The organism is Campylobacter sp. RM9333 (genome assembly GCF_020137705.1).
Lineage (GTDB): Bacteria > Campylobacterota > Campylobacteria > Campylobacterales > Campylobacteraceae > Campylobacter_E.
The window spans coordinates 110,655-130,205 of the sequence record NZ_JACGAY010000001.1; the positions used below are offsets into that span (position 1 = coordinate 110,655).

19 protein-coding genes are annotated in these 19,551 nt (G+C 28.1%); 8 read left to right on the forward strand and 11 right to left on the reverse strand.

Going from position 1 to position 19,551, the window contains the following annotated elements; genetic code table 11:
* Complete coding sequence (locus AVBRAN9333_RS00530; RefSeq protein ID WP_214116693.1) at positions 1-930, reverse strand: NAD(P)-binding domain-containing protein; 930 nt, start codon at positions 928-930, stop codon at positions 1-3.
* A gap of 75 nt (positions 931-1,005) precedes the next feature.
* On the opposite strand from AVBRAN9333_RS00530, the gene trpS reads away from it, so the two are divergent.
* From trpS to AVBRAN9333_RS00545, 3 genes are read left to right on the forward strand one after another with little or no spacing between them, the layout of a single operon-like run.
* The gene (trpS, locus tag AVBRAN9333_RS00535; protein WP_214116695.1) at positions 1,006-1,974 is read left to right on the forward strand and encodes a tryptophan--tRNA ligase; all 969 of its coding nucleotides are present in this window, start codon (positions 1,006-1,008) and stop codon (positions 1,972-1,974) included.
* A 9-nt stretch (positions 1,975-1,983) separates the two neighbouring features.
* Positions 1,984-3,231, forward strand: coding sequence for a serine--tRNA ligase (serS, locus tag AVBRAN9333_RS00540; RefSeq protein WP_214116697.1), 1,248 nt, complete (start codon positions 1,984-1,986; stop codon positions 3,229-3,231).
* 8 nt (positions 3,232-3,239) lie between these two features.
* The gene (locus AVBRAN9333_RS00545; RefSeq protein ID WP_214120054.1) at positions 3,240-5,492 is read left to right on the forward strand and encodes a tetratricopeptide repeat protein; all 2,253 of its coding nucleotides are present in this window, start codon (positions 3,240-3,242) and stop codon (positions 5,490-5,492) included.
* A 14-nt stretch (positions 5,493-5,506) separates the two neighbouring features.
* Here AVBRAN9333_RS00545 and AVBRAN9333_RS00550 read toward each other — a convergent pair whose 3' ends face one another.
* The 3 genes from AVBRAN9333_RS00550 to AVBRAN9333_RS00560 are packed head-to-tail and all read right to left on the reverse strand — an operon-like array spanning position 5,507 to position 8,267.
* Positions 5,507-5,953, reverse strand: coding sequence for a low molecular weight protein-tyrosine-phosphatase (locus AVBRAN9333_RS00550; RefSeq protein ID WP_214120053.1), 447 nt, complete (start codon positions 5,951-5,953; stop codon positions 5,507-5,509).
* Positions 5,954-5,971: 18 nt separating this feature from the next.
* Positions 5,972-6,655 carry a hypothetical protein gene (locus AVBRAN9333_RS00555; protein WP_336609245.1) on the reverse strand — a complete coding sequence of 228 codons (684 nt, stop codon included), beginning with the start codon at positions 6,653-6,655 and terminating at the stop codon, positions 5,972-5,974.
* Between the two features lies 1 nt (position 6,656).
* Positions 6,657-8,267 (reverse strand): 4Fe-4S binding protein, encoded by a 1,611-nt coding sequence (locus tag AVBRAN9333_RS00560; protein ID WP_336609246.1) that lies wholly within the window; start codon positions 8,265-8,267, stop codon positions 6,657-6,659.
* 48 nt (positions 8,268-8,315) lie between these two features.
* Between AVBRAN9333_RS00560 and selA the strand changes: the two genes are divergently transcribed.
* From selA to AVBRAN9333_RS00575, 3 genes are all read left to right on the forward strand, one after another.
* Positions 8,316-9,602 (forward strand): L-seryl-tRNA(Sec) selenium transferase, encoded by a 1,287-nt coding sequence (gene selA, locus AVBRAN9333_RS00565; protein ID WP_336609247.1) that lies wholly within the window; start codon positions 8,316-8,318, stop codon positions 9,600-9,602.
* A 2-nt stretch (positions 9,603-9,604) separates the two neighbouring features.
* Positions 9,605-10,042: a thioredoxin-dependent thiol peroxidase gene (gene bcp / locus AVBRAN9333_RS00570; RefSeq protein ID WP_214116710.1), complete on the forward strand. Its 438-nt coding sequence runs from the start codon at positions 9,605-9,607 to the stop codon at positions 10,040-10,042.
* Positions 10,043-10,218: 176 nt separating this feature from the next.
* Entirely contained in the window at positions 10,219-11,226 is a 1,008-nt protein-coding gene (locus AVBRAN9333_RS00575; protein ID WP_214116717.1) for a sensor histidine kinase, read from the forward strand.
* A gap of 34 nt (positions 11,227-11,260) precedes the next feature.
* Here AVBRAN9333_RS00575 and AVBRAN9333_RS00580 read toward each other — a convergent pair whose 3' ends face one another.
* Positions 11,261-11,449, reverse strand: a complete 189-nt coding sequence (locus tag AVBRAN9333_RS00580; RefSeq protein ID WP_214120047.1) for a hypothetical protein — start codon at positions 11,447-11,449, stop codon at positions 11,261-11,263.
* Between the two features lie 8 nt (positions 11,450-11,457).
* Entirely contained in the window at positions 11,458-12,069 is a 612-nt protein-coding gene (locus AVBRAN9333_RS00585; protein ID WP_336609248.1) for a riboflavin synthase, read from the reverse strand.
* Between the two features lie 49 nt (positions 12,070-12,118).
* On the opposite strand from AVBRAN9333_RS00585, the gene mnmG reads away from it, so the two are divergent.
* Both mnmG and AVBRAN9333_RS00595 read left to right on the forward strand, forming a co-directional pair.
* Positions 12,119-13,975: a tRNA uridine-5-carboxymethylaminomethyl(34) synthesis enzyme MnmG gene (gene mnmG, locus AVBRAN9333_RS00590; protein WP_336609249.1), complete on the forward strand. Its 1,857-nt coding sequence runs from the start codon at positions 12,119-12,121 to the stop codon at positions 13,973-13,975.
* Positions 13,972-16,002, forward strand: coding sequence for a CHASE2 domain-containing protein (locus tag AVBRAN9333_RS00595; protein WP_336609250.1), 2,031 nt, complete (start codon positions 13,972-13,974; stop codon positions 16,000-16,002). Before mnmG ends, AVBRAN9333_RS00595 begins: the two co-directional genes overlap by 4 nt.
* Positions 16,003-16,021: 19 nt before the next feature.
* Here the strand turns inward: AVBRAN9333_RS00595 and AVBRAN9333_RS00600 are convergent, their stop codons facing one another.
* Genes AVBRAN9333_RS00600 through fliL form a run of 5 tightly spaced genes read right to left on the reverse strand, consistent with a single transcriptional unit; the run spans position 16,022 to position 19,544 of the window.
* Positions 16,022-16,855 (reverse strand): CheR family methyltransferase, encoded by an 834-nt coding sequence (locus AVBRAN9333_RS00600; protein ID WP_214116732.1) that lies wholly within the window; start codon positions 16,853-16,855, stop codon positions 16,022-16,024.
* A gap of 5 nt (positions 16,856-16,860) precedes the next feature.
* Positions 16,861-17,412 (reverse strand): CheB methylesterase domain-containing protein, encoded by a 552-nt coding sequence (locus AVBRAN9333_RS00605; protein WP_214116734.1) that lies wholly within the window; start codon positions 17,410-17,412, stop codon positions 16,861-16,863.
* Positions 17,400-18,674 (reverse strand): MFS transporter, encoded by a 1,275-nt coding sequence (locus AVBRAN9333_RS00610; protein WP_250325857.1) that lies wholly within the window; start codon positions 18,672-18,674, stop codon positions 17,400-17,402. The genes AVBRAN9333_RS00605 and AVBRAN9333_RS00610 overlap by 13 nt, the downstream gene beginning before the upstream one ends.
* 1 nt (position 18,675) lies before the next feature.
* Positions 18,676-19,026 (reverse strand): holo-ACP synthase, encoded by a 351-nt coding sequence (gene acpS / locus AVBRAN9333_RS00615; protein ID WP_214116738.1) that lies wholly within the window; start codon positions 19,024-19,026, stop codon positions 18,676-18,678.
* Positions 19,026-19,544, reverse strand: a complete 519-nt coding sequence (gene fliL, locus AVBRAN9333_RS00620) for a flagellar basal body-associated protein FliL (protein WP_214116740.1) — start codon at positions 19,542-19,544, stop codon at positions 19,026-19,028. Before fliL ends, acpS begins: the two co-directional genes overlap by 1 nt.
* Positions 19,545-19,551: the final 7 nt, after the last annotated feature.

A 19,551-nucleotide genomic window follows, 5' to 3' on the forward strand; every position in this document is an offset into this window, starting at 1 on the left:
TTAACCCTTAATAATATAATCAGCAATTTTTTTAGCGTGATTTAAAGCAGTTATTATGCTTTCTCCATTTTTACTAGCAATATCTCCTGCTACGAAAATATTTTTAACATTACTTTGCATATTTGTATCAAAAGTAGGAACGCCTTTATCATCAATTTCTATTCCACTATTTGTTAGAAAATCAACTGGAGTAGAGCCGCCAATTCCATAAATTATCCTATCAAAAATCTCTTTTTCACCATTAGTATAAGTAACTTCAGGTTTGTTATCTACTTCATTTACTTCGCTAATATCAGTTGCTAATTTTAAAGTAAGTTTTGCTTCATATACATTTTTATGATTTATTTCATTAATTCTACTAAATTCAGCTCTTCTATAGCATAATGTAACATTTGCTTTTTTGCTTAAATCAACAGCGTATTCAACAGCACTATTACCACCACCAACTACTAAGATTTTTTCATTTTCTTTAGCGTCGTTTGCGTTAAAATTGATAACTTTACTTAATTTTGAAGGTAGTTTATAACTTGGTTTATTTGGTTTTCCCATTCTACCTATTGAAATTACTGCATTTTTTGTTTTAAATTCGCCTTTACTTGAATATACAACTAAATTTCCATCAACTTGTTTGATTTTTTCAACTTCATTTGAAAACATTACTTCAAAAGAACCATCGCAAAGGCTTGTAAATAATTCTAATGAGCTTTCTTTTGTTCCGTCTTCAAAAGGTATATTTCCTAAGTTTGGAATATCAATTTTATTATAAACTTTATCAACTCTTTTTCCATCTTTATAATAAGTTCTAAAAGTTTGACAATTCTCTGCTGCTTTTTCTATTAATAAAACATTTTTTAAACCATTTTTATGTGCTTCATAAGCACTTGCAATTCCTGCTGGACCTGCACCTATTACTACTAAATCATATAGCATTTAAGCTCCTTTATTAATTTTTTTGCTCTATATTAAGCATAAATTTTAAATTACAAGTAAAGATATGGAGAACAAATGAGAATTTTTACAGGACTTCAGCCAAGTGGGGATTTGCATATAGGCAATTATTTTGGAGCAATAGCTCCAATGATGAAAAGACAAAATGATAATGAAATGATAATGTTTATTGCAAATTATCACGCTATGACAAGTATTTTAAAGGATAAAAAAACAGCTAGTAATTTTAAAGATAATATTAATAAAGCAGCAGCTGCATTTTTAGCTTTAGGATTAAATCCAAATAAAAGTATATTTTATTTACAAAGTGATGTTAAAGAAGTCTTAGAACTTTATTGGATACTATCGCAATTTACTCCTATGGGATTACTTGAAAGAGCACATTCATATAAGGATAAAATAGCAAAAGGTCTTAGTGCAAATCACGGCTTATTTTCATATCCTGTTTTAATGGCGGCTGATATTTTATTGTTTGATGCACCATTAGTTCCTGTTGGAAAAGACCAAATTCAACACCTAGAAATTACAAGAGATATTGCAATTAAATTTAATAATGAATTTGGAAATGTATTTACTATCCCTGAAGCATTAGTTGATGAAAATACTCAAACAATAGTAGGCACAGATGGTGCTAAAATGAGTAAAAGCTATGGCAATACTATTGATATTTTCACAAGTTATAAACAACTTAAAAAACAAGTAAATAAAATAGTAAGCGATAGCACTCCTATTGAAGAGCCTAAGGATTGGAAAAATTGTAATATATATAAAATTGCTGAATTATTTTTAGATGAAAATGATTTAGCAAGTCTTCGTGCAAGGTATGAAAAAGGTGGAGAAGGATACGGACATTTTAAATTGTATTTATGTGATGTTATTTGGGAGTATTTTGACAAGGCTAGAAGTGAGTATGAAAGATTATTGCAAGGTAAAGAAATTGCTGATATATTAAACGATGGTGCAAAAAAAGCTAGTATATTAGCGCAAAATAAAATGCAACAAGTTTATAAAGCTTTAAGTTTATAAGGAGAAATTATGATAGATTTAAGAAAAATTGAAGAAAATTATGAAGTTTTTAATCAAAAATTAAAAGCAAAAAAAGTAGATGATGGAGTTTTAAAAAGTTTATTAGATAGCTACAATGATACAAAAGCGTTAAAAATAGAATTAGAAAACGCCCAAAGTTTTCAAAACAAATTCTCAAAAGAAATGGGACTTAAAGCAAAATCAGGAGAAGATATAAGTGAGCTTAAAAAGTCTTTAGATGAAAATAAGAAAAAAATAGCTGAATTAAATGAAAAAGTAAGCGTAAGTGAAGCTAAATTAAATGAAATTGCAGCTTGTATTCCAAATTTAATAGCTGATTGTGTGCCTATTGGAAATGATGAAGAAGAAAATGTAGAGATTAAAAAGGTATTAATTCCACCAACATTTAATTTCACTCCAAAAGACCATCACGATTTAGGTGTAGCACTTGGTTGGCTTGATTTTGAGCGTGGTGTAAAAGTTGCTAAAAGTCGTTTTGTAGCTTTACGCGGTGAAGGTGCAAGACTTGAAAGAGCATTATATAATTATATGATAGATTTTAACCGCTCAAGAGGATTTGAGTTTGTAAATACTCCTTATATTGTAAATGCTAATACTATGTTTGGCACAGGACAATTACCTAAATTTAAAGATGATTTATTCAAAATTGATGGCGAAGAATTGTATTTAATCCCTACAAGTGAAGTTAGTGTAACAAATCTATATAATGATGAAATTATAGCTTTAAATGAATTGCCTATCAAAATGACTTGCTATTCACCTTGTTTTAGAAAAGAAGCAGGAAGTGCAGGGCGTGATACAAAAGGAATTATCCGCCAACACCAATTCGGAAAAGTTGAACTTGTAAGCATTAGCACTCAAGAAGATAGCGATAAAGTATTTGAAGATATGCTTAGTTGCGCAAGTGATTTATTAACAAGCTTAGGTTTAGCTCATAGACATTTAATGCTTTGTAGTGGGGATTTGGGCTTTAGTGCAGGAAAAACAGTTGATTTAGAAGTGTGGCTACCAGCACAAAATAAATATCGTGAAATTAGCTCTGTTAGTAATTGTTATGATTTTCAAGCAAGACGCGCAAAAATAAGATATAAAGATGAAAATGGTAAAAACAAATTAGCTCATACACTAAATGGTTCAAGCCTTGCAGTAGGTAGGACTTTAGTAGCTATTATGGAAAATTATCAAAGAGAAGATGGCACAATAGCAATACCTGAAGTATTACAAAAATATATGTAAGATAAAGTATGGCAGAAGAACAAGTAATTGTTATTGAAGAAGGAAATACTCTTCCAGTAAAACAAAGTAAGTTCAGCAAAAAAAGTATAATTTTAATCGCTGGACTTTCTTTACTTATTATTATTTTATTAGTAGTTTTACTTTTTTTAATTTTTACTCAAGATAAGTCAAAAGAAATTAAAGTTGAGCAAAATGAGCTAATAGAGCCAAAAATAAGCATTCAACAATTTAAAAGCCAAAAATTAGATTTAATGGTGGCAAAAGCCAATGCTTTATACGAGAGTGGAAACAAAAGTGAAGCTTTAAAAATATATGAAAATATAGCTAAATATAATGAGAGTTTTTCGCATTATAATTTAGGAGTTTCAAGAATGAAACAAGCAAACTATAAAGGAGCTTTAGAGAGTTTTCAAAAGGCTTTAGAAAATAATGAAAATAACACGGTGGCTGCTTTAAATGCTGCTGTTTGTGCTTTAAAATTACAAAAAGATAAAGAATTTAAATATTATATAGATTTAGCATATTCTTATTTAAGTAATGAAAAAAACTCAAGCCTTTATTATTATTACTTGGGTTTAGTGAATTTTTATAAAGGATTTTATCCTGAAGCTTTACAAGCATTAAATAAACAAATCCATCCACTTTATCAAAACGACGCAAGATATTTAAGAGCAAAAATATTAAGCTCATTTAATAAAAGTTCTGATTCTATAAGAGAGATTAATTTACAAGATTCTTATGATAAAAATTTATCTTTAGGATTACTTTATGCAAGAAATGCTGAATATAACAAAGCAAGATTTTATTTAAAAAATGCACTTGAAAAAAGAATAAAACCAAAAGAGACAAAATTAGCTTTAGCTTTAGTTGATATAAAATTAGCAGAATATCAAGAAGCTTCAAGGTTTTTAAAAGAATTAGAAAAAAATGATTTAGAGTGGCTTAAGTCAAGCTATAATGTCAAAACAACCATAGATGATAGGATATTTGATATAAATTACGCTCAACATACTTATGAAAAAACCTTTATAGATTCAAAGCAACAAAAATATGATTTGATATTTTATTTTTCGCCTTTTAAAGTATTTGATGCGACAAGTGCGACTAAAATGATAAATAAGGCAAATGTTAATATTTACTTAGATGATTTAGATAAAAGCTCAAATTATCTTAAAAATAGTCAAACTTTATCAAAGATAAATATACAAATTACAAAAGCTTTAAATTATGCTTTTAGTTATGATATAAAGAGTGCTAGTGAGTTATTAGAAGAATTAGTAAAGCTTTATCCACAGCATAGTATTTTGCAATATGATTTAGGTTTAGCATATGCACTCTTAGGCAAATATGATTTAGCAAAAAAACACTTTTTAGCTAGTTATCATTTAGACCCTAAGGATTTAAGAGCAGGAATTTATGCTTTATTTTGTTCGGATTTGTTATATGATGATACTACGAAATTAGAGCAAGATTTACAATATAATTTAAATTATGTTGAAGATGAAAAAGATAGAAATTATTATTTAGCATTGCTTTCAATTAAGAAAAAAGATTATGTAAATATGCAAGGTTTTTTGAACCAAACTAATACAAATAATATTAGTAATATTAGTTTAGAAATTCTTGGATTTTATATGCAAAATGATTACGATAAGATGATAGATAAATCAAAAGTTTTAATAGACTTAAGTGATAATGACATAATCGCAAATATTTTATATTTTTCTTTAAAAAACAATAAAAAAGATGTAAAAGCCTATGCTAAAGATGTTCAAATGTATTTTCTTAACAAAAAATTAGATTATCGCTCATTATTTGGTGGTGCTAAAATAGTAGGGTATAACTATGTAAAATTAATGCAGATTTCAGGTCTTTTACAACAAGAAAGAGAAAAATTAAAGCAATATTTAAAAACTAATGAAGACATAGGAGCTTTAAAAGCACTTGCTTATATAGATATTTATGCTAATGAATTTGAAGAGAGTTTTGCAATTTATAATAGTTTGATTGATGATTATCATATTGAAGATTCTGATATTTTATTTTTAGCTAGTGTTGCAGCTATTGGAGCAGGGCATAATAATTCAGCTATAGCCTTACTTGAGCTATCTCGTGTAAAAAATCCAAGCAATCTTGAATCAAGATTGGCTTTAGCTTTACTTTATCACGAAGCAAAAAATTATGAATCAGCTATATCACAATATGAGAAAATGAATGATGAATACAAATCAGAGTTTTTTACATTTCAGATATTTAGATAAGATTTAGTTTTTAGCTAAATCTTATTATTTTCAATTTCTTTTAAAATGTTTTTACAAGCATTATTTAAAATCATATAAACTTCATCAAAATTATTTGTATACCAAGGGTCAGGCACATTTTTATATCCTAAATCACAATAAGAACATATTGGTTTTACTTTGTCTTTAAACTCATAAAAATTATTTAAAACATCTTTATAATTACTCTCGTCCATAGTAAGGATTAAATCATATTCTTGGCATAATTTTTTTGTGAGTTTTTTTGATACGAAATTATCGCATTCAATATTTTTATTTTTTAAAAGTTTTTTCGTGCCTATATGCATATCTTCTCCATCGTGATAGCCTGCTGTTCCTGAACTTGTTATTTTAAATTCTTTATTTTTGCATAAGTCTTTCATAATAAACTCAGCCATAGGAGAGCGACAAATATTGCCTAAACATACAAACATTATCTTCATTTTATTCCTTTATAAAACTTATTCTATATTTTCTTTAAAGCTAGTTAGCTCACTCATATTGATTTTTGAAAACTCGGTTGGAAGTCTTGGTTCATAAGGTATTCTTTGCAATGCAATATCAGCAACCGATTCTTTTTTAGCAGGTGCATTTACACTATAAAATGCCCTTTCAATTTGTATTAAATAAGATATTATATTTGCAATATGAGTAAATATTTTTGAGTTTTTATGAGTTTGTAGTTTTTCACAAAACTCATCTACAACTTCATTAATAATTCTTGAAAATAGCTCTTGGCACAACTCATCATTATTTTTACATAAGATACTACCTAAGTAAAATAAGAAATTCATACTATCTTCATTATCGCTAAGATTTGCGTTTTTGATTAAATTAGCTCTTTTTAAAATTCCTGTTGCAATTATTCTCATTTTGCCATTATCACGCCCTTCATCATAAAAACTAGCATCAGTAGGCACATTTACATAAGAAAAATCATAAAAAACAGCATTTTGCTCATCTTTATAAGCTGCATAATCAGTATCTAAAATTACTTTAAAATCATCTTTTAAATCATCTAAATTATCATAAAAAAACTTAGCTTGTTCTCTTAAAGTATTAAAATCATCATTATTCATAAAGCTAATTGCTCTAGCACAAAATTCGTAAAAATATGACCTAGTTATATTTAATTCTTCGTTCATTTTAACCTTTCAAAAATTTATTTAATTTTTCTTCAAGTGGTGCAAAAAAACTATTTGTATCATCAAAAACTTGAGCTTGTTTTAGCATCATTATCTTAGCCTTACAATCAGCACAGCAATAAAGCGAGTATTTTTTCGTAACATCAGAGCTAAAAGCTGCCCCTAAAATACCAGCTATTTTATCAATTGATTTTTTAGTAGCAAATTCTTTACCACACTCAATACAAGCAAACAATTCATCTTTAGCTAAAGTTTTATGAGTAAAGCTAATCGGATTTAGTTCTAAAATATCTTTTTGTATAAAAATAGTATCTTTTTCAGCACAAGAATTTATACAATATCCACAACTTGTGCATAATGATGCGTTAAATTTAATAGCATTTTCTTTACTATCAGCTAAAATTGCGTTCGTATTACAAGCCCCAGCACAAGAAGCACAAAGGGTGCAAGTGCTTTCATTTATGCTAATTTTTGCATAATTTTTAGCAGTGATTACGCCTTTATTTAAATTATTTAACATAGAAGAGATTTTTAAGCCAAAAAGCTCTCTTTTATTTAGTATAAAATTACTTTCGCTTGATTTAAATTCTTTTATCAATTCATTTGGAATTTCATCTAAATTTGCATTTACATGTATAGCTATTTTTCCTGTGATTGCCTTGCAAATATCATTTACTAGGTTGATTTTTTCAGCTAAAAATTCGCTAATATCTCCAACTATCGCAATGCTTTTACCACTTGTGTTTATTAAATGTAAAAGTATTAATTCATCTAATAAATCAAAAGGTATATTAAATGGTAAAAAATGCTTTATATTAAAATCATTATCATAATTTTGAGTTATTATTATTTGCTCGTTTTCATAGATTTTGCTAATTTCTTTTATGCAATCTTTATTAAACTCACAAAACTCAAGTGCATTAGTAGGACATACGCTTACGCATTTTGCACAATTAATACAATCAATTTCGCTTATTATGATTTTTTTATCATCAGTGCTTAAAGCCACGCTAGGACAGGCCTCAACGCACCAACCACAATGCTCACTCCTACGCCCGTCTAATTGGCATAAACTTGAATTAAACTCAATCTTTCTTGTAAAGCTAATTTTACCCGTTAAAGAATTTAAATCTTGCAATATATTTTCATGATTTATTAATACTGCGTGATTGTTTAGTTTTGTTTGTGAAATAGCTAAATCACAATCTAATTCGCCTTCTTTAGTAACTACTACAAGTGAGCCAATCCCACCATAAACAAACTCAAATTCACTAACACAAACAGCCTTATAACCATTATCTATTAATTTATTTTTTAAATCTTTATCATCAAATAATATGCAAATTCTTTTATCAATATTCGCATATAAATTAATCTCACTTGAATAATCATAATTAATAGCTCTTGCTTCATATAATTTTTCTAATTTTTCATTATTAAAAGCACTTGAGTTTTTTATATAAAAATCAATTTCAGGAGCATAGATTAAAGCATTTAAAGCCTTATCATTTGCTATTAGAAATTTCTCATTAGTAGGGCTATTTATAACGGCTATATTTTTGCCTAAATCATCTATAAAATCAGCCTTTTTTAAATATGCAAATTCTTTCATTTTTACCTTTCCTTGCTAGTATTTTAAAAAATATTTAAGGATTTTAAAATGCTACCACAAATATCAAAATTAATTAATGCCTTTAATGATAAACCTAGTTTTTTAGTTAGCTTTTTGGCTAAAGAATTAATAAATGAACTAAGAGCTACTAATAAAGAGCAAAGTTACGAGATGATACTCAAAGAGCTTAATGAAAGAATTAATAAAAGGCTATTAAAAGAGCCAAGAGCATTGATAAATGCTACTGGTGTGGTGCTTCATACAAATCTTGGTCGTGCTTTAATGAGTGAGAGTGATTATGATGAATTAAAGGCTTTTCATACTAATAATATTAATTTAGAATTTGATTTAGAAAGCAATGCAAGGGGTAAAAGAGATGAAAATCTCATATTTTATTTAAAAATGCTTTTTGGTTGCGAAGATGCACTTGTGGTAAATAATAACGCTGCTGCTGTGTTTTTAGTATTAAATACTTTAGGTAAAAACGAAGGTGTAATTACAAGTAGAGCCGAGCTAGTAGAAATTGGTGGGGGATTTAGAGTAAGCGATGTGATGCGTGAAAGTGGAGCAAGGCTTATTGAAGTAGGGACTACTAACAAGACTAAGATGAGCGATTATGAAGCCGAATTAAACAATGCAAAAATGATTTTAAAAACTCATAAATCAAACTTTTATATCGGTGGATTTAGCCAAGAAGTAGATGCGATTAGCCTAAATGATTTAGCTTGTAAAAATGAAAAAATATTTTATTATGATTTAGGTAGTGGCTATGTGGATTTAATAAATGATAGTTTAAAAGATGAACCTAGTGTAAAAAGCCTAATATCTAAAGGTATTAGCTTGGTTTCATTTAGTGGGGATAAATTGTTTTCTAGCACTCAAGCAGGAATTATTTTAGGTAAAAAAGAACTAATTGAAAAATTACGCAAAAATCAGCTTTTAAGAATGTTTAGGCTAAATAAAACTAGCTTATTAATACTTACAAAAGCTGTTAAAAATTATTTAAATAAAGACTATGCAAATCTACCAAGCTTAGCTTTATTAAATGATACAAAATCTCAAGTCTTAAACAAAGCAAAAACCTTGCAAGAGCTAATAAATTTTGGCGAAATCGTAGAGAGCAAAAGTCTAGTAGGGGGTGGCTCAATGCCTGAAAAATTACTAAGCGGCTATGCTTTAAAAATTAAGGCTAATAAATGCAAGATAAACGAACTTTTAAATAAAGGCGTAGTGGCTAATTATGATAAAGATAGCATAATAATTGATTTAAGGAGCGTTTTACCTAATCAATTAGAATGCTTAGCAAATATCATAAAAGAAGTTTTAAAGGATTAAATATGGAATTTACTTTATTAAATCAAGATGAAGTAGCGATTAATCTAAGTGATTTTCGCGGTAAAAAGGTGATAGTGTTTTTTTATCCAAAAGCTTACACTCCAGGTTGTACCAAGCAAAATTGTGAATTAAGTGAGAGTTTTGATAAATTGCTTAATGCAGGATATGTGCTGATTGGAATTAGCCCTGATAAGTGTGAAAAACTAGCGAAATTTAAAGCTGAATACGGCTTAAATCAGATTTTATTAAGCGATGAATTGAAAGAAGTGGCTAAGCTATTTGGTGCTTGGGGGATTAAGAAAAATTATGGTAAAGAATACGAAGGGCTTATTCGCTCGTGCTTTATCCTAGATGAAAACGGCGAAATCATTAAAGAATACAAAAACCACAAAGCAACAGGCTTTGCCGCAAGACTTAATAAGGATTTATTAGGAGAATAATTAGATTTTAGCCTTAATGGCTAAAATCAAAAAAATATAATTTATTTTTCCATAATTGCTACTATTTTCTCTTTTTAAAGATATTCTATAATGTGAAATACTATATAAATTCTAATTTTAAATTCTTTTTGTTTTTATAAAAACTGCTAAGATAATTAAAAAATTAAAGGACATTTATGAATAAAAATATTTTAGATAGCTTAGATTTATCAGATAAGCAGAGTTTTGCTGATGGGCTAAAGGCGTTAATTGAGCAAACTTATGTAGTAGAGAATGAATACAAGGCTTTAAAGACTTCTTATGATAGTTTAATGCTAATGATAAATGAAATCATTGAGATTTTACCAAGTGCTATTTGGGTTTTGGATGAAAATCAAAATCTAGTAGTGAAAAACAAATTAGCAAGTGATGAATTATTTAGGCAAATTGACCTTAATAAAGAGCATTATGAATTAGAATTTTTAAACAATTTTTATCAAATCAAATCTATAAAATACGCTGATAAGCACCTAATAATGGCTACAAATATTACTAAAGAAAAGCGAGATGAAAGGCTTGTTTCTATGGGTCAAGTAGCGGCTAATTTAGCTCACGAGATTAGAAATCCAATAGGCTCAGTTTCGCTTTTAGCAGGGGTGCTTTTTAGTAAGGTTGAGCTTAAAAATAAACATATTGTAATGCAAATGCAAGATGCGATTAAAAGGGTTGAGAGAATAATTGAGAGCACTTTACTTTTTACTCGTGGATTTAAGCTAAATAAATATGAGTTTAATTTGCAAGAATTTGAAAACGAATGCCAAAATGTCTTTAATACCTATAATAATAGTGATGAGATAATTCTAAGCGAATGCACTTTTGCTCCATTTACAATTAGTGCTGATAAGTCTTTAATAAGCTTAGTTTTAAGTAATTTAATCTATAACGCAATTGATGCTTGTGAAGAAAATGGCACTATCAAAGTCAAAGGAGAAATTATAAATAATATATATAAAATTAGTGTTTTTGATAGTGGCGAAAAGATAGCAAATCTTACTAATCTTTTTGAAGCATTCAATACAACTAAGCTAAAAGGCAATGGCTTAGGCTTAGCATTATGCAAACAAATCTGCAACGCTCACAATGCAAACATATACTATTGCAACGAGCCGAAGAGCTTTTGCGTGGAATTTAAATTAGATATTTAATAATTCATTGATTATTAAATATCTTAATTATTTTTTATTTGCTTTTTTGAGCGTTTGTTTTAGCGTCTTTTATAAAGTTTAAAAACTCGTTTATTTTATCGTAATTATCAAATGATACTTGTTTTTTAATAAGCATTTTTACTAATTTTTCATTTGCCAAATACTCATCATCCATCTCTTGTGCTTTTTGCACTAAAGCTCTTAACATAATTTCTTCATTCATAAAAACTCCTAATAAATAGCACTAATTCTATCAATATCATCCCAAGTAAGTGAGTTATTTTTATAATTTAGCATTCTATGAACATATCTTGCCAAAATATCAGTTTCTACATTTACTAAATCATTGATTTTATATGAATTAAATAAAGTATCTTTTAAAGTAATATCAATTATTGTAAGTCTTATAGAATTGTTTAAAACTTCATTGATAGTAAGGCTTACTCCATCAATTGCGATGCTGCCTTTATTACACACAAAAGGCATTAATTTTTCATCAAGACTTATATAAAAATCTATCCCACTAGCAAGATTATTTATCTTAATGATTTTACCGAGCCCATCAATATGCCCACTTAAAATATGCCCATCAATCCTATCTCCTACTTGCATTGCTAATTCAGTATGCACTTTTTCACCTACTTTAAAAGGTTTGATTATTTTTTGAGTTTCACTACTAAGATTTAGACTAAAGCCGTCATTATGAGTTTTTATCACACTAAGACAAGCTCCATTAGTTGCTACGCTATCTCCTATGTTTGGTTTTAGTTTTGAAATTAATCTTAATTCATTATTTGAATAGTTTTTTATAAAGCCACATTCTCTTATTAAACCATTAAACATTTTTATCCTTTACAATAAGCTTAGTGTATTATAAAAAAAAGGATTAATGATGTATGATATTATAGTAATTGGTGCTGGTCATGCTGGTGTTGAAGCAGCACACGCAAGTGCTAAAATGGGTAAAAAAACACTACTTCTTACGATTTTAAACGATAGAATTGGAGCAACTTCTTGCAATCCTGCAATAGGCGGACTTGCAAAAGGGCATTTAGTAAAAGAAATAGCTGCACTTGGCGGAATTATGCCAAAGATTACTGATTTAAGTGCGATTAATTACAAGACTTTAAATGAGAGCAAAGGTGCAGCTGTTCGTGGGACTAGAGCTCAAATAGATATGGATGAATACAATAAAAATGCTAAAAATATATTATTAAATATGCCTAATTTAGACATTTCTCAAGAAATGGTTACAGAGCTTTTGGTAAAAGATAATGAAGCTTATGGAGTAAAAACCGAGCTTAATAAAACTTATGAAGCTAAGAAAATAATTTTATGCAGTGGGACATTTTTAAATGGTTTAATTCATGTAGGTTTAAGCAAGATAAAAAGTGGTCGTGTAGGAGAGCTTAGTGCTAGTGAGTTAGGCGATAATTTAGCTGCTTTAGGGCTTAATCGTGGAAGACTTAAAACTGGAACTTGTCCTAGAATTGCAGCAGGTAGTATTGATTTTAGCGTATTAGAAACTCAAGAAAGTGATTTAAATACTAAAGGATTTAGCTTAGAATTTACTTCTCATACATTGCCGCAACTTCCTTGCTATATAGCGCATACAAATACAACAACTCATGATATTATCCGTTCAAATTTTGATAAAGCTCCTATGTTTACAGGACAAATTAAAGGAGTTGGCCCTAGATATTGTCCTAGTATAGAAGATAAAATCAATCGTTTTGCGGATAAAGAAAGTCATCATTTATTTATTGAGCCACAGACAAAAGAAGCTACAGAATATTATATAAATGGTTTTTCAACTTCTTTACCATTTGAAGTTCAACATTCAATGATACGCTCGGTTAAAGGCTTTGAAAATGCTAAAATCACAAGACACGGCTATGCAATAGAATATGATTATTTTGACCCACTTGATTTGTTTCATACTTTAGAAAGTAAAATTATTAAAAACTTCTATCTAGCAGGTCAAGTAAATGGGACAACTGGTTATGAAGAAGCAGCAGCTCAAGGGCTTATGGCAGCAATAAATGCAAGTTTGGCAATTGATAATAAAGATGGACTTGTGTTACGCCGTGATGAAGGATATATTGGTGTTTTAATTGATGATTTAGTTACAAAAGGCACAAAAGAGCCTTATAGAATGTTTACAAGTAGGGCTGAGTTTAGATTATTACTTCGTGAAAGCAATGCAATCACAAGGCTTAATAAATACGCTTATGAGTGTGGTTTAAGAGATGAAAATAGCTTTAAATACTATGAAAATCAAATAAATGATATTAAAAAAGGTTTAGAGTTCTTATGTGAAAGCAGGGTTGTTCCTTCAAATTCTTTCAATGAATTATTAGCAAGTATTAATGAAGAGCCGATTTCTCAACCAACAACTCTTCAAAAAATCATAGCTCGTAGCACGATAACAAAGGAAAAAATGCTTTCTTTAGCACCAAGTTTGGCTAATTTAAATGATTTTGTTTTAGATGAAATTTTACTTGATGCAAAATATTATCATTATGTAAAATTACAAGATGAAAGTATTCAAAATCAAGCGAATTTGATTAAGATTAAAATTCCAAATGATTTTACTTATCGTGGAATTAGTGGGCTTAGTAATGAAGTTGTAGAAAAACTTGAAAAAAATAAGCCTGATAATTTGTTTGATGCAAGTAGAATTAGTGGAATTACTCCAGCTGCAATTGATATTCTTCAAATTTATATTAAATTAAAGGCTAAAAATTGATTAGACATTTAAGTAAGTTTAAGAAATTTTATTCTTTTATAGTTTTATCAATTTTAATGATTGTTTTTTCATTTTTTATAACTATAAAAGAAGTTGGTATTATCACAAGGCTAGATAATTTAACTCACGATATGTTTTTTAGAATTAATGCTTATTTTAATCACAATATTAAAGGTGATAGTAGAATTGCTATAGTTGATATTGATGAAAAAAGCTTAGCTAGTCTTGGGCAATGGCCTTGGGATAGAGATATTCTTGCTTGTTTGGTGTATAAATTAAATTCTGCTAGTGTAGTAGGATTTGATATTTATTTTGCAGAAAGCGATAAGCGTGGAGAAATTACTAAAAAGATGAATGATACGGAGTTTAATTCTTTAAACATTCCAAAATATCATTTTTGCCAACGCACTCAAGATACTGATAAAGCTTTTGCTATGGCACTTTCAAAGACAAATAGTATTTTAGCCTATGCTATAAACTTAGGTTCTTATATAAACGATACGGAAAAAAAATTAGCCCCATTAAGTAATCAAAGTATAGCTGAAGATAATATTGATTATTCATTGCTTGAACATGGCAAAAATATTACAGCAAGTATAGAAGAATTAAGTGATAATGCTTATGCAAATGGATTTGTTAATTCATATTCACATTTAGATAATGTAATCAGAAATGCCTTTATGATGATTTATTATGATGATGGTGAGTTTAAACAACTCTTGCCAAGTCTTAGTCTTGCAATGTATGCAAAATATCTAGGAATTGATGATATTAAAGCAATTGGGGATAATTTTAAAGATATACATTTAGTATTAGGAGATAAGGATAGCTTTGTAGTGAATGCTCACGCATTGCTTGGTTTATATTTTAAAGGAAAATCTCCGCATTATGATTATATTAGTGCTATTGATGTTTTAGATGGGACTATTAGTAAAGAGTTCTTTAAAGATAAAATAGTTTTAATTGGAACTAGCGTTGTAGGGCTTAATGATATTAGAAGCAATCCATTAGATGAAAACTTACCAGGTGTTGAAATCCACGCAAATGCTATAGATAATTTATTAAATGATGAATACCTAACAACCCCAAAATATTCATCTGAAATACTTTTAATTTCTTTATTATTAATAATTGCTCTTAGTGTTTCTTTTATGTATTTTAAAAGCATAATTTTACAAGTTTTATGGCATTTAATACTTTTAGCAACTATTATTTTAGGGCATTATTATTTTATAATTAGCAAGAAGTATTTACTTCATACATTTGAACTTATTTTGGTTTTAGCTATTATGGGAGTAATTGGGATATTAATTAACTTCTTTTTAGAAAGCAGACAAAAAGAATTTATAAAAGCTAAGCTAGAAAAAAAGGTTTCAAAAAGAGTAGCAGAGCAATTAATTAATACAGATAGCAATGTATTTAGCACAAGCAAAAGAGAAATATCAGTATTTTTTAGTGATATTAGAGATTTTACTACGATTAGTGAGAATATGGATGCTTCTGATTTGGTTAATTTCTTAAATAAATATATGACCCCTATGAGTGATATTATTTTTAAATACAATGGAACGGTTGATAAATATATAGGCGATGCTGTTATGGCGTATTTTAATGCTCCAAATGATTTAGAAAATCACGCTGATTGTGCTTTACAAGCTGCAATTGAGCAAATAAAAGCTTTAAAGCTTTTAAACGAAGATTGGGGTAAAAAAGGACTTCCTTATATAAATATAGGTATAGGAATTAACACAGGTGAATGTATTGTAGGAGAGATGGGAAGCCTTTCAAGAAGTGATTATACTTGCATAGGAGATGGAGTAAATACTGCAAGTAGGGTAGAAAGCTCTTGTAAAAACTATAAGGCAAATATCTTAATCTCTCATAACACTTTAGCAGCCTTAAAAGACGCTAGTATATATGAATTAGAATTAGTTGATGAATTAAAGCTAAAAGGTAAAGATGAAGCTACTAAATTATATAAATGCAGTGGCTTTAAAGGAGAGAAATTAACTTTATGGCGTGAATAATTAGGAATTTAATTTCTAATTATTCTTTTACATAGTAAGTACAAGTATTTGCATATACTTTTTTTAATTCATTATGACTTGGAACTAAATCAGCGTGTCCTGCAAAAAACATTCCGCCATCATTGAGATTTTTGACAAAATTATCAACCAAGCGGTATTTGTATTCTTCATTAAAATAAATCATCATATTTCTTGAAAGTATCACATCAAATTTACCTAATTCTAAAAATTTCTTATCAAATACATTCACAACTTCAAACTTAGCATTAGAAAAATATTGGCTTTTTATCACATATTCATCATTGTCTTGGTCAAAGTATTTTTTGATTAGATTATCATTTAGATTATATAATGAGCGTTTTGAATATCTTCTAGCTCTTGCTTTTTGAATAATTTCAGCATTTATATCTATTCCTAAGATTGAAAGATTAGTAATCCCTGCTTCATTTGCTAGCATTAGTATTGAATATACTTCTTCTCCACTTGAGCTTGGAGCGCATAAAATTCTTCTTTTGCTAGGTTCTGCTCTTAGGATATAAATTAATTCATTAAGTTGTTTTAGTTCTCTATAAAAATAAGTTTCACAAACAGTTATTAAGTCAAATAATTCTTGTCTAATAGGAAGGTTTAAATCCATTTTATTAGTTAATTGAGAAAAAGAGCTTAAATTATTATTAGTGCAAAATTTGATTAATTTTGGTCTTATTGTTGTTTTTTTAACTTCTAAATCAATTCCACAAACTTGTCTAATTTTTAATAAAAGCATATCAAATTCATAATTATCGTCGTGGAATTTAAACTCTTCTTTTTGTTGATTTTCTATATCTTTTTTATTTGATAAAAAACTAAACATAAAACCTACCTTTGAATGAAATTTACAATTTCTTTTTTTATATCTTCAATGTCAAGTTGTAAAAGATTATTGTTTAATTCATAAGCTCTTTTTGGCATTCCATAAACTATGCAAGATTTTTCACTCTCGCCTATACACTTAGCACCTTTTTTGTATAGTTCAAATAAACCTTTAGCACCATCATCTCCAATCCCTGTTAATAATATTGCTAGTATTTCATAGTCTTTTGTAAGTTTTGAAGCACTATTAAACAATAAATCTACATTAGGACAAAATGGAAAAACTCCATTATTAAAATTAGCCCTTAGATTTGAAAATAACTCCGTATTGTATTGACAAATATATATTTTTTTATCATCTAAAAAGCAAGTATTTTCTAATAACGCAACATCACTTAAACATTCTTTATCAAGTTGATGTGCGTAACTTGGTAAAAAATTTGCTTGCATATGTTGAGCAATAACTATTGTTGTATTTACAAGTTTTAAATCTTGAATTAAATACTTAATCTGACTAGGACCACCTGTGCTAGCACCTATTAAAATTACTTTTCGCATCCATAATTCCTTATATAAAATAACCAATAAAAAGCACCTATTATAAAGCAACTTCCAATTAATATTGTAATATAAAAAGTGCCAACTTTATTATCAAATAACCAACCAGTTAGTAAAGTAATTGCTAATGAAAAGCTCATATAAATCATATCAACATAAGCAATCACTCTGCCATAATATTCTTTATCGCAATTGTTTTGAATTGCTGTATAAGTATAAGACCATATCGTGCTAGTAAAAAATCCAGCAAATATTAAACCTATAAAAGATACCCAGAAATTAAATTGAAGTAAAGCCCAAGTAATAATCCCTAAGCCTTGTAAAATAAAAAAATAAAATAATCTTTTGTGATTTACGACTTTACTTAAAATTAAAGGTCCAACTACTAAAGATAAAGCTCTAATTGCATTACTAAGTCCTATTATTAAACCTGTGCTTAGAATTTCTTTTAGAAAATATACTTTATTTAAATAATCATATCCAGCTAAAAAATTAATCAAAGCATCATAAGCTGTAAATCCTATAAAGGCGTGTAATAATATTAAATGTAATATTTTTTTATTTCCTAGTAAATAAAACAAACCTTCTTTAGCCATTTTTGTGATATTTTTGAAATAAAATTTTTCATTTTTTACTTCTATTTTTATAAAAAATAATAATGTAATTCCAATTAAAAATAAAAAGCAATCAAGCAAAAAGGCATTATAAACCCCAAAATAATGTATAAACATACCAGCAACTGCCATTCCTGTAGTGTATGAAATAGCCCAAACTACTGAAAATAACTCATTTGCTAGCTTTAATCTGTCTTTATCAAAAATATGTGGCAATAAACTCATTTCAGTTTGAAAATATAAACTTGCAACCGCAAGTCTTATAAAAATTAGTAAAAATAGTATAAAAATATAACTAGCGTCTTTTATAAAAATTAGTAAAAATACTGAAAACAATTCAATGATAATTGATAATAATAAAAGTTTTTTAGACTTAAAACTATCAATTATAATTCCACTAATTGGTGCCATTAAAATAGTAGGCAAAAATGCAAATACAGCAGAAAAAGATATAGCCCATTTTTTCATACTTTCGTGATTTATTTCAGAGCCTAAAATATTCCAACTAAACTTGCTAAAATCAAATTCAATTAGCATAGTATAAACACCAATTTGTGAAAACCAAGCCCCAAAATAAGTTATGAATTGAACTAAGATGAGAATTTTAAAAGTCTTACTATATTTTAATAATTCAAGATAATTTTTCAATTTATTTCTCCAGCATAACAACAGCCATTGCAATCCCTGCATCGTGGCTAATACTAAGATGAGCTGATTTTACTCCAAATTTATTAAAAATTTTTTCACTAAATAAAATACTAGGTCTATTTTGATTATTTTTTATAATTTCTATATCCATAAAAGAGCAATCTTTACTAATTCCACAGCCTAAAGCTTTGCTAGCTGCTTCTTTTGCTGCGTAATAACCTGCAATAGAATTTGAATTAGAACTTAGAGTTTTTAATTCGTTTTCGGTAAGGATTTTTTTTAAGAATTTAATTTGAGATTTAGCTAGAATTTTCTCAACTCTAGCAATCTCAACAATATCACAACCAATCATCAAGTAATCACAAAATCAGTAAAATAAATATTTTTGATAAAGCCATCATTTAATACTTCATTAATTTTATTGATAATTTCTTCTTTTAATCTTTCTTTGCCTTTTCCTGTGCTTATTTCTTCTACACTTTTTGAGCTTAGAGTTTCTATTATTTTATCTTTAATAATAGGTATTTTTTTATCAAGTTCTGGTGTTAGTGTTTCTATATTTTGCTCTAATTCAATTTTGCATTTTAAATATTTAGTCCCACTATCACTTACTAAATTCACGGTAAAGCCATCTAATGGATAAATAACACCAACATCAGCTGACATTTCGTTCTTTTTCTTAGCAGGTTTTTTCTCAACTTGCTCGGTTTTTACACTTTCATCAGCCTTTTCTTCATCGCCACTTCCCATTAATAAAAATATAACTAAACCGCCTATGATTAATACAACAAGTAATAAAACGGTTACTAAAATTAAAACCAAACTAGAACCTTTTGATTTTGGTGCTACAACTTCTTCGTTTTCTGCCATTTATTAA

Bases quoted from the DNA above. Each gene is read 5' to 3' on its own strand.
- AVBRAN9333_RS00545 (WP_214120054.1), top strand. From the start codon at position 3,240: ATGGCAGAAGAACAAGTAATTGTTATTGAAGAAGGAAATACTCTTCCA.
- selA (WP_336609247.1), top strand. From the start codon at position 8,316: ATGCTACCACAAATATCAAAATTAATTAATGCCTTTAATGATAAACCT.
- trpS (WP_214116695.1), top strand. From the start codon at position 1,006: ATGAGAATTTTTACAGGACTTCAGCCAAGTGGGGATTTGCATATAGGC.
- AVBRAN9333_RS00555 (WP_336609245.1), bottom strand. From the start codon at position 6,655: ATGAACGAAGAATTAAATATAACTAGGTCATATTTTTACGAATTTTGT.
- acpS (WP_214116738.1), bottom strand. From the start codon at position 19,026: ATGATTGGTTGTGATATTGTTGAGATTGCTAGAGTTGAGAAAATTCTA.
- AVBRAN9333_RS00605 (WP_214116734.1), bottom strand. From the start codon at position 17,412: ATGCGAAAAGTAATTTTAATAGGTGCTAGCACAGGTGGTCCTAGTCAG.
- AVBRAN9333_RS00580 (WP_214120047.1), bottom strand. From the start codon at position 11,449: ATGAATGAAGAAATTATGTTAAGAGCTTTAGTGCAAAAAGCACAAGAG.
- fliL (WP_214116740.1), bottom strand. From the start codon at position 19,544: ATGGCAGAAAACGAAGAAGTTGTAGCACCAAAATCAAAAGGTTCTAGT.
- AVBRAN9333_RS00550 (WP_214120053.1), bottom strand. From the start codon at position 5,953: ATGAAGATAATGTTTGTATGTTTAGGCAATATTTGTCGCTCTCCTATG.
- serS (WP_214116697.1), top strand. From the start codon at position 1,984: ATGATAGATTTAAGAAAAATTGAAGAAAATTATGAAGTTTTTAATCAA.
- AVBRAN9333_RS00560 (WP_336609246.1), bottom strand. From the start codon at position 8,267: ATGAAAGAATTTGCATATTTAAAAAAGGCTGATTTTATAGATGATTTA.
- bcp (WP_214116710.1), top strand. From the start codon at position 9,605: ATGGAATTTACTTTATTAAATCAAGATGAAGTAGCGATTAATCTAAGT.
- AVBRAN9333_RS00600 (WP_214116732.1), bottom strand. From the start codon at position 16,855: ATGTTTAGTTTTTTATCAAATAAAAAAGATATAGAAAATCAACAAAAA.
- AVBRAN9333_RS00575 (WP_214116717.1), top strand. From the start codon at position 10,219: ATGAATAAAAATATTTTAGATAGCTTAGATTTATCAGATAAGCAGAGT.
- AVBRAN9333_RS00585 (WP_336609248.1), bottom strand. From the start codon at position 12,069: ATGTTTAATGGTTTAATAAGAGAATGTGGCTTTATAAAAAACTATTCA.
- AVBRAN9333_RS00530 (WP_214116693.1), bottom strand. From the start codon at position 930: ATGCTATATGATTTAGTAGTAATAGGTGCAGGTCCAGCAGGAATTGCA.
- mnmG (WP_336609249.1), top strand. From the start codon at position 12,119: ATGTATGATATTATAGTAATTGGTGCTGGTCATGCTGGTGTTGAAGCA.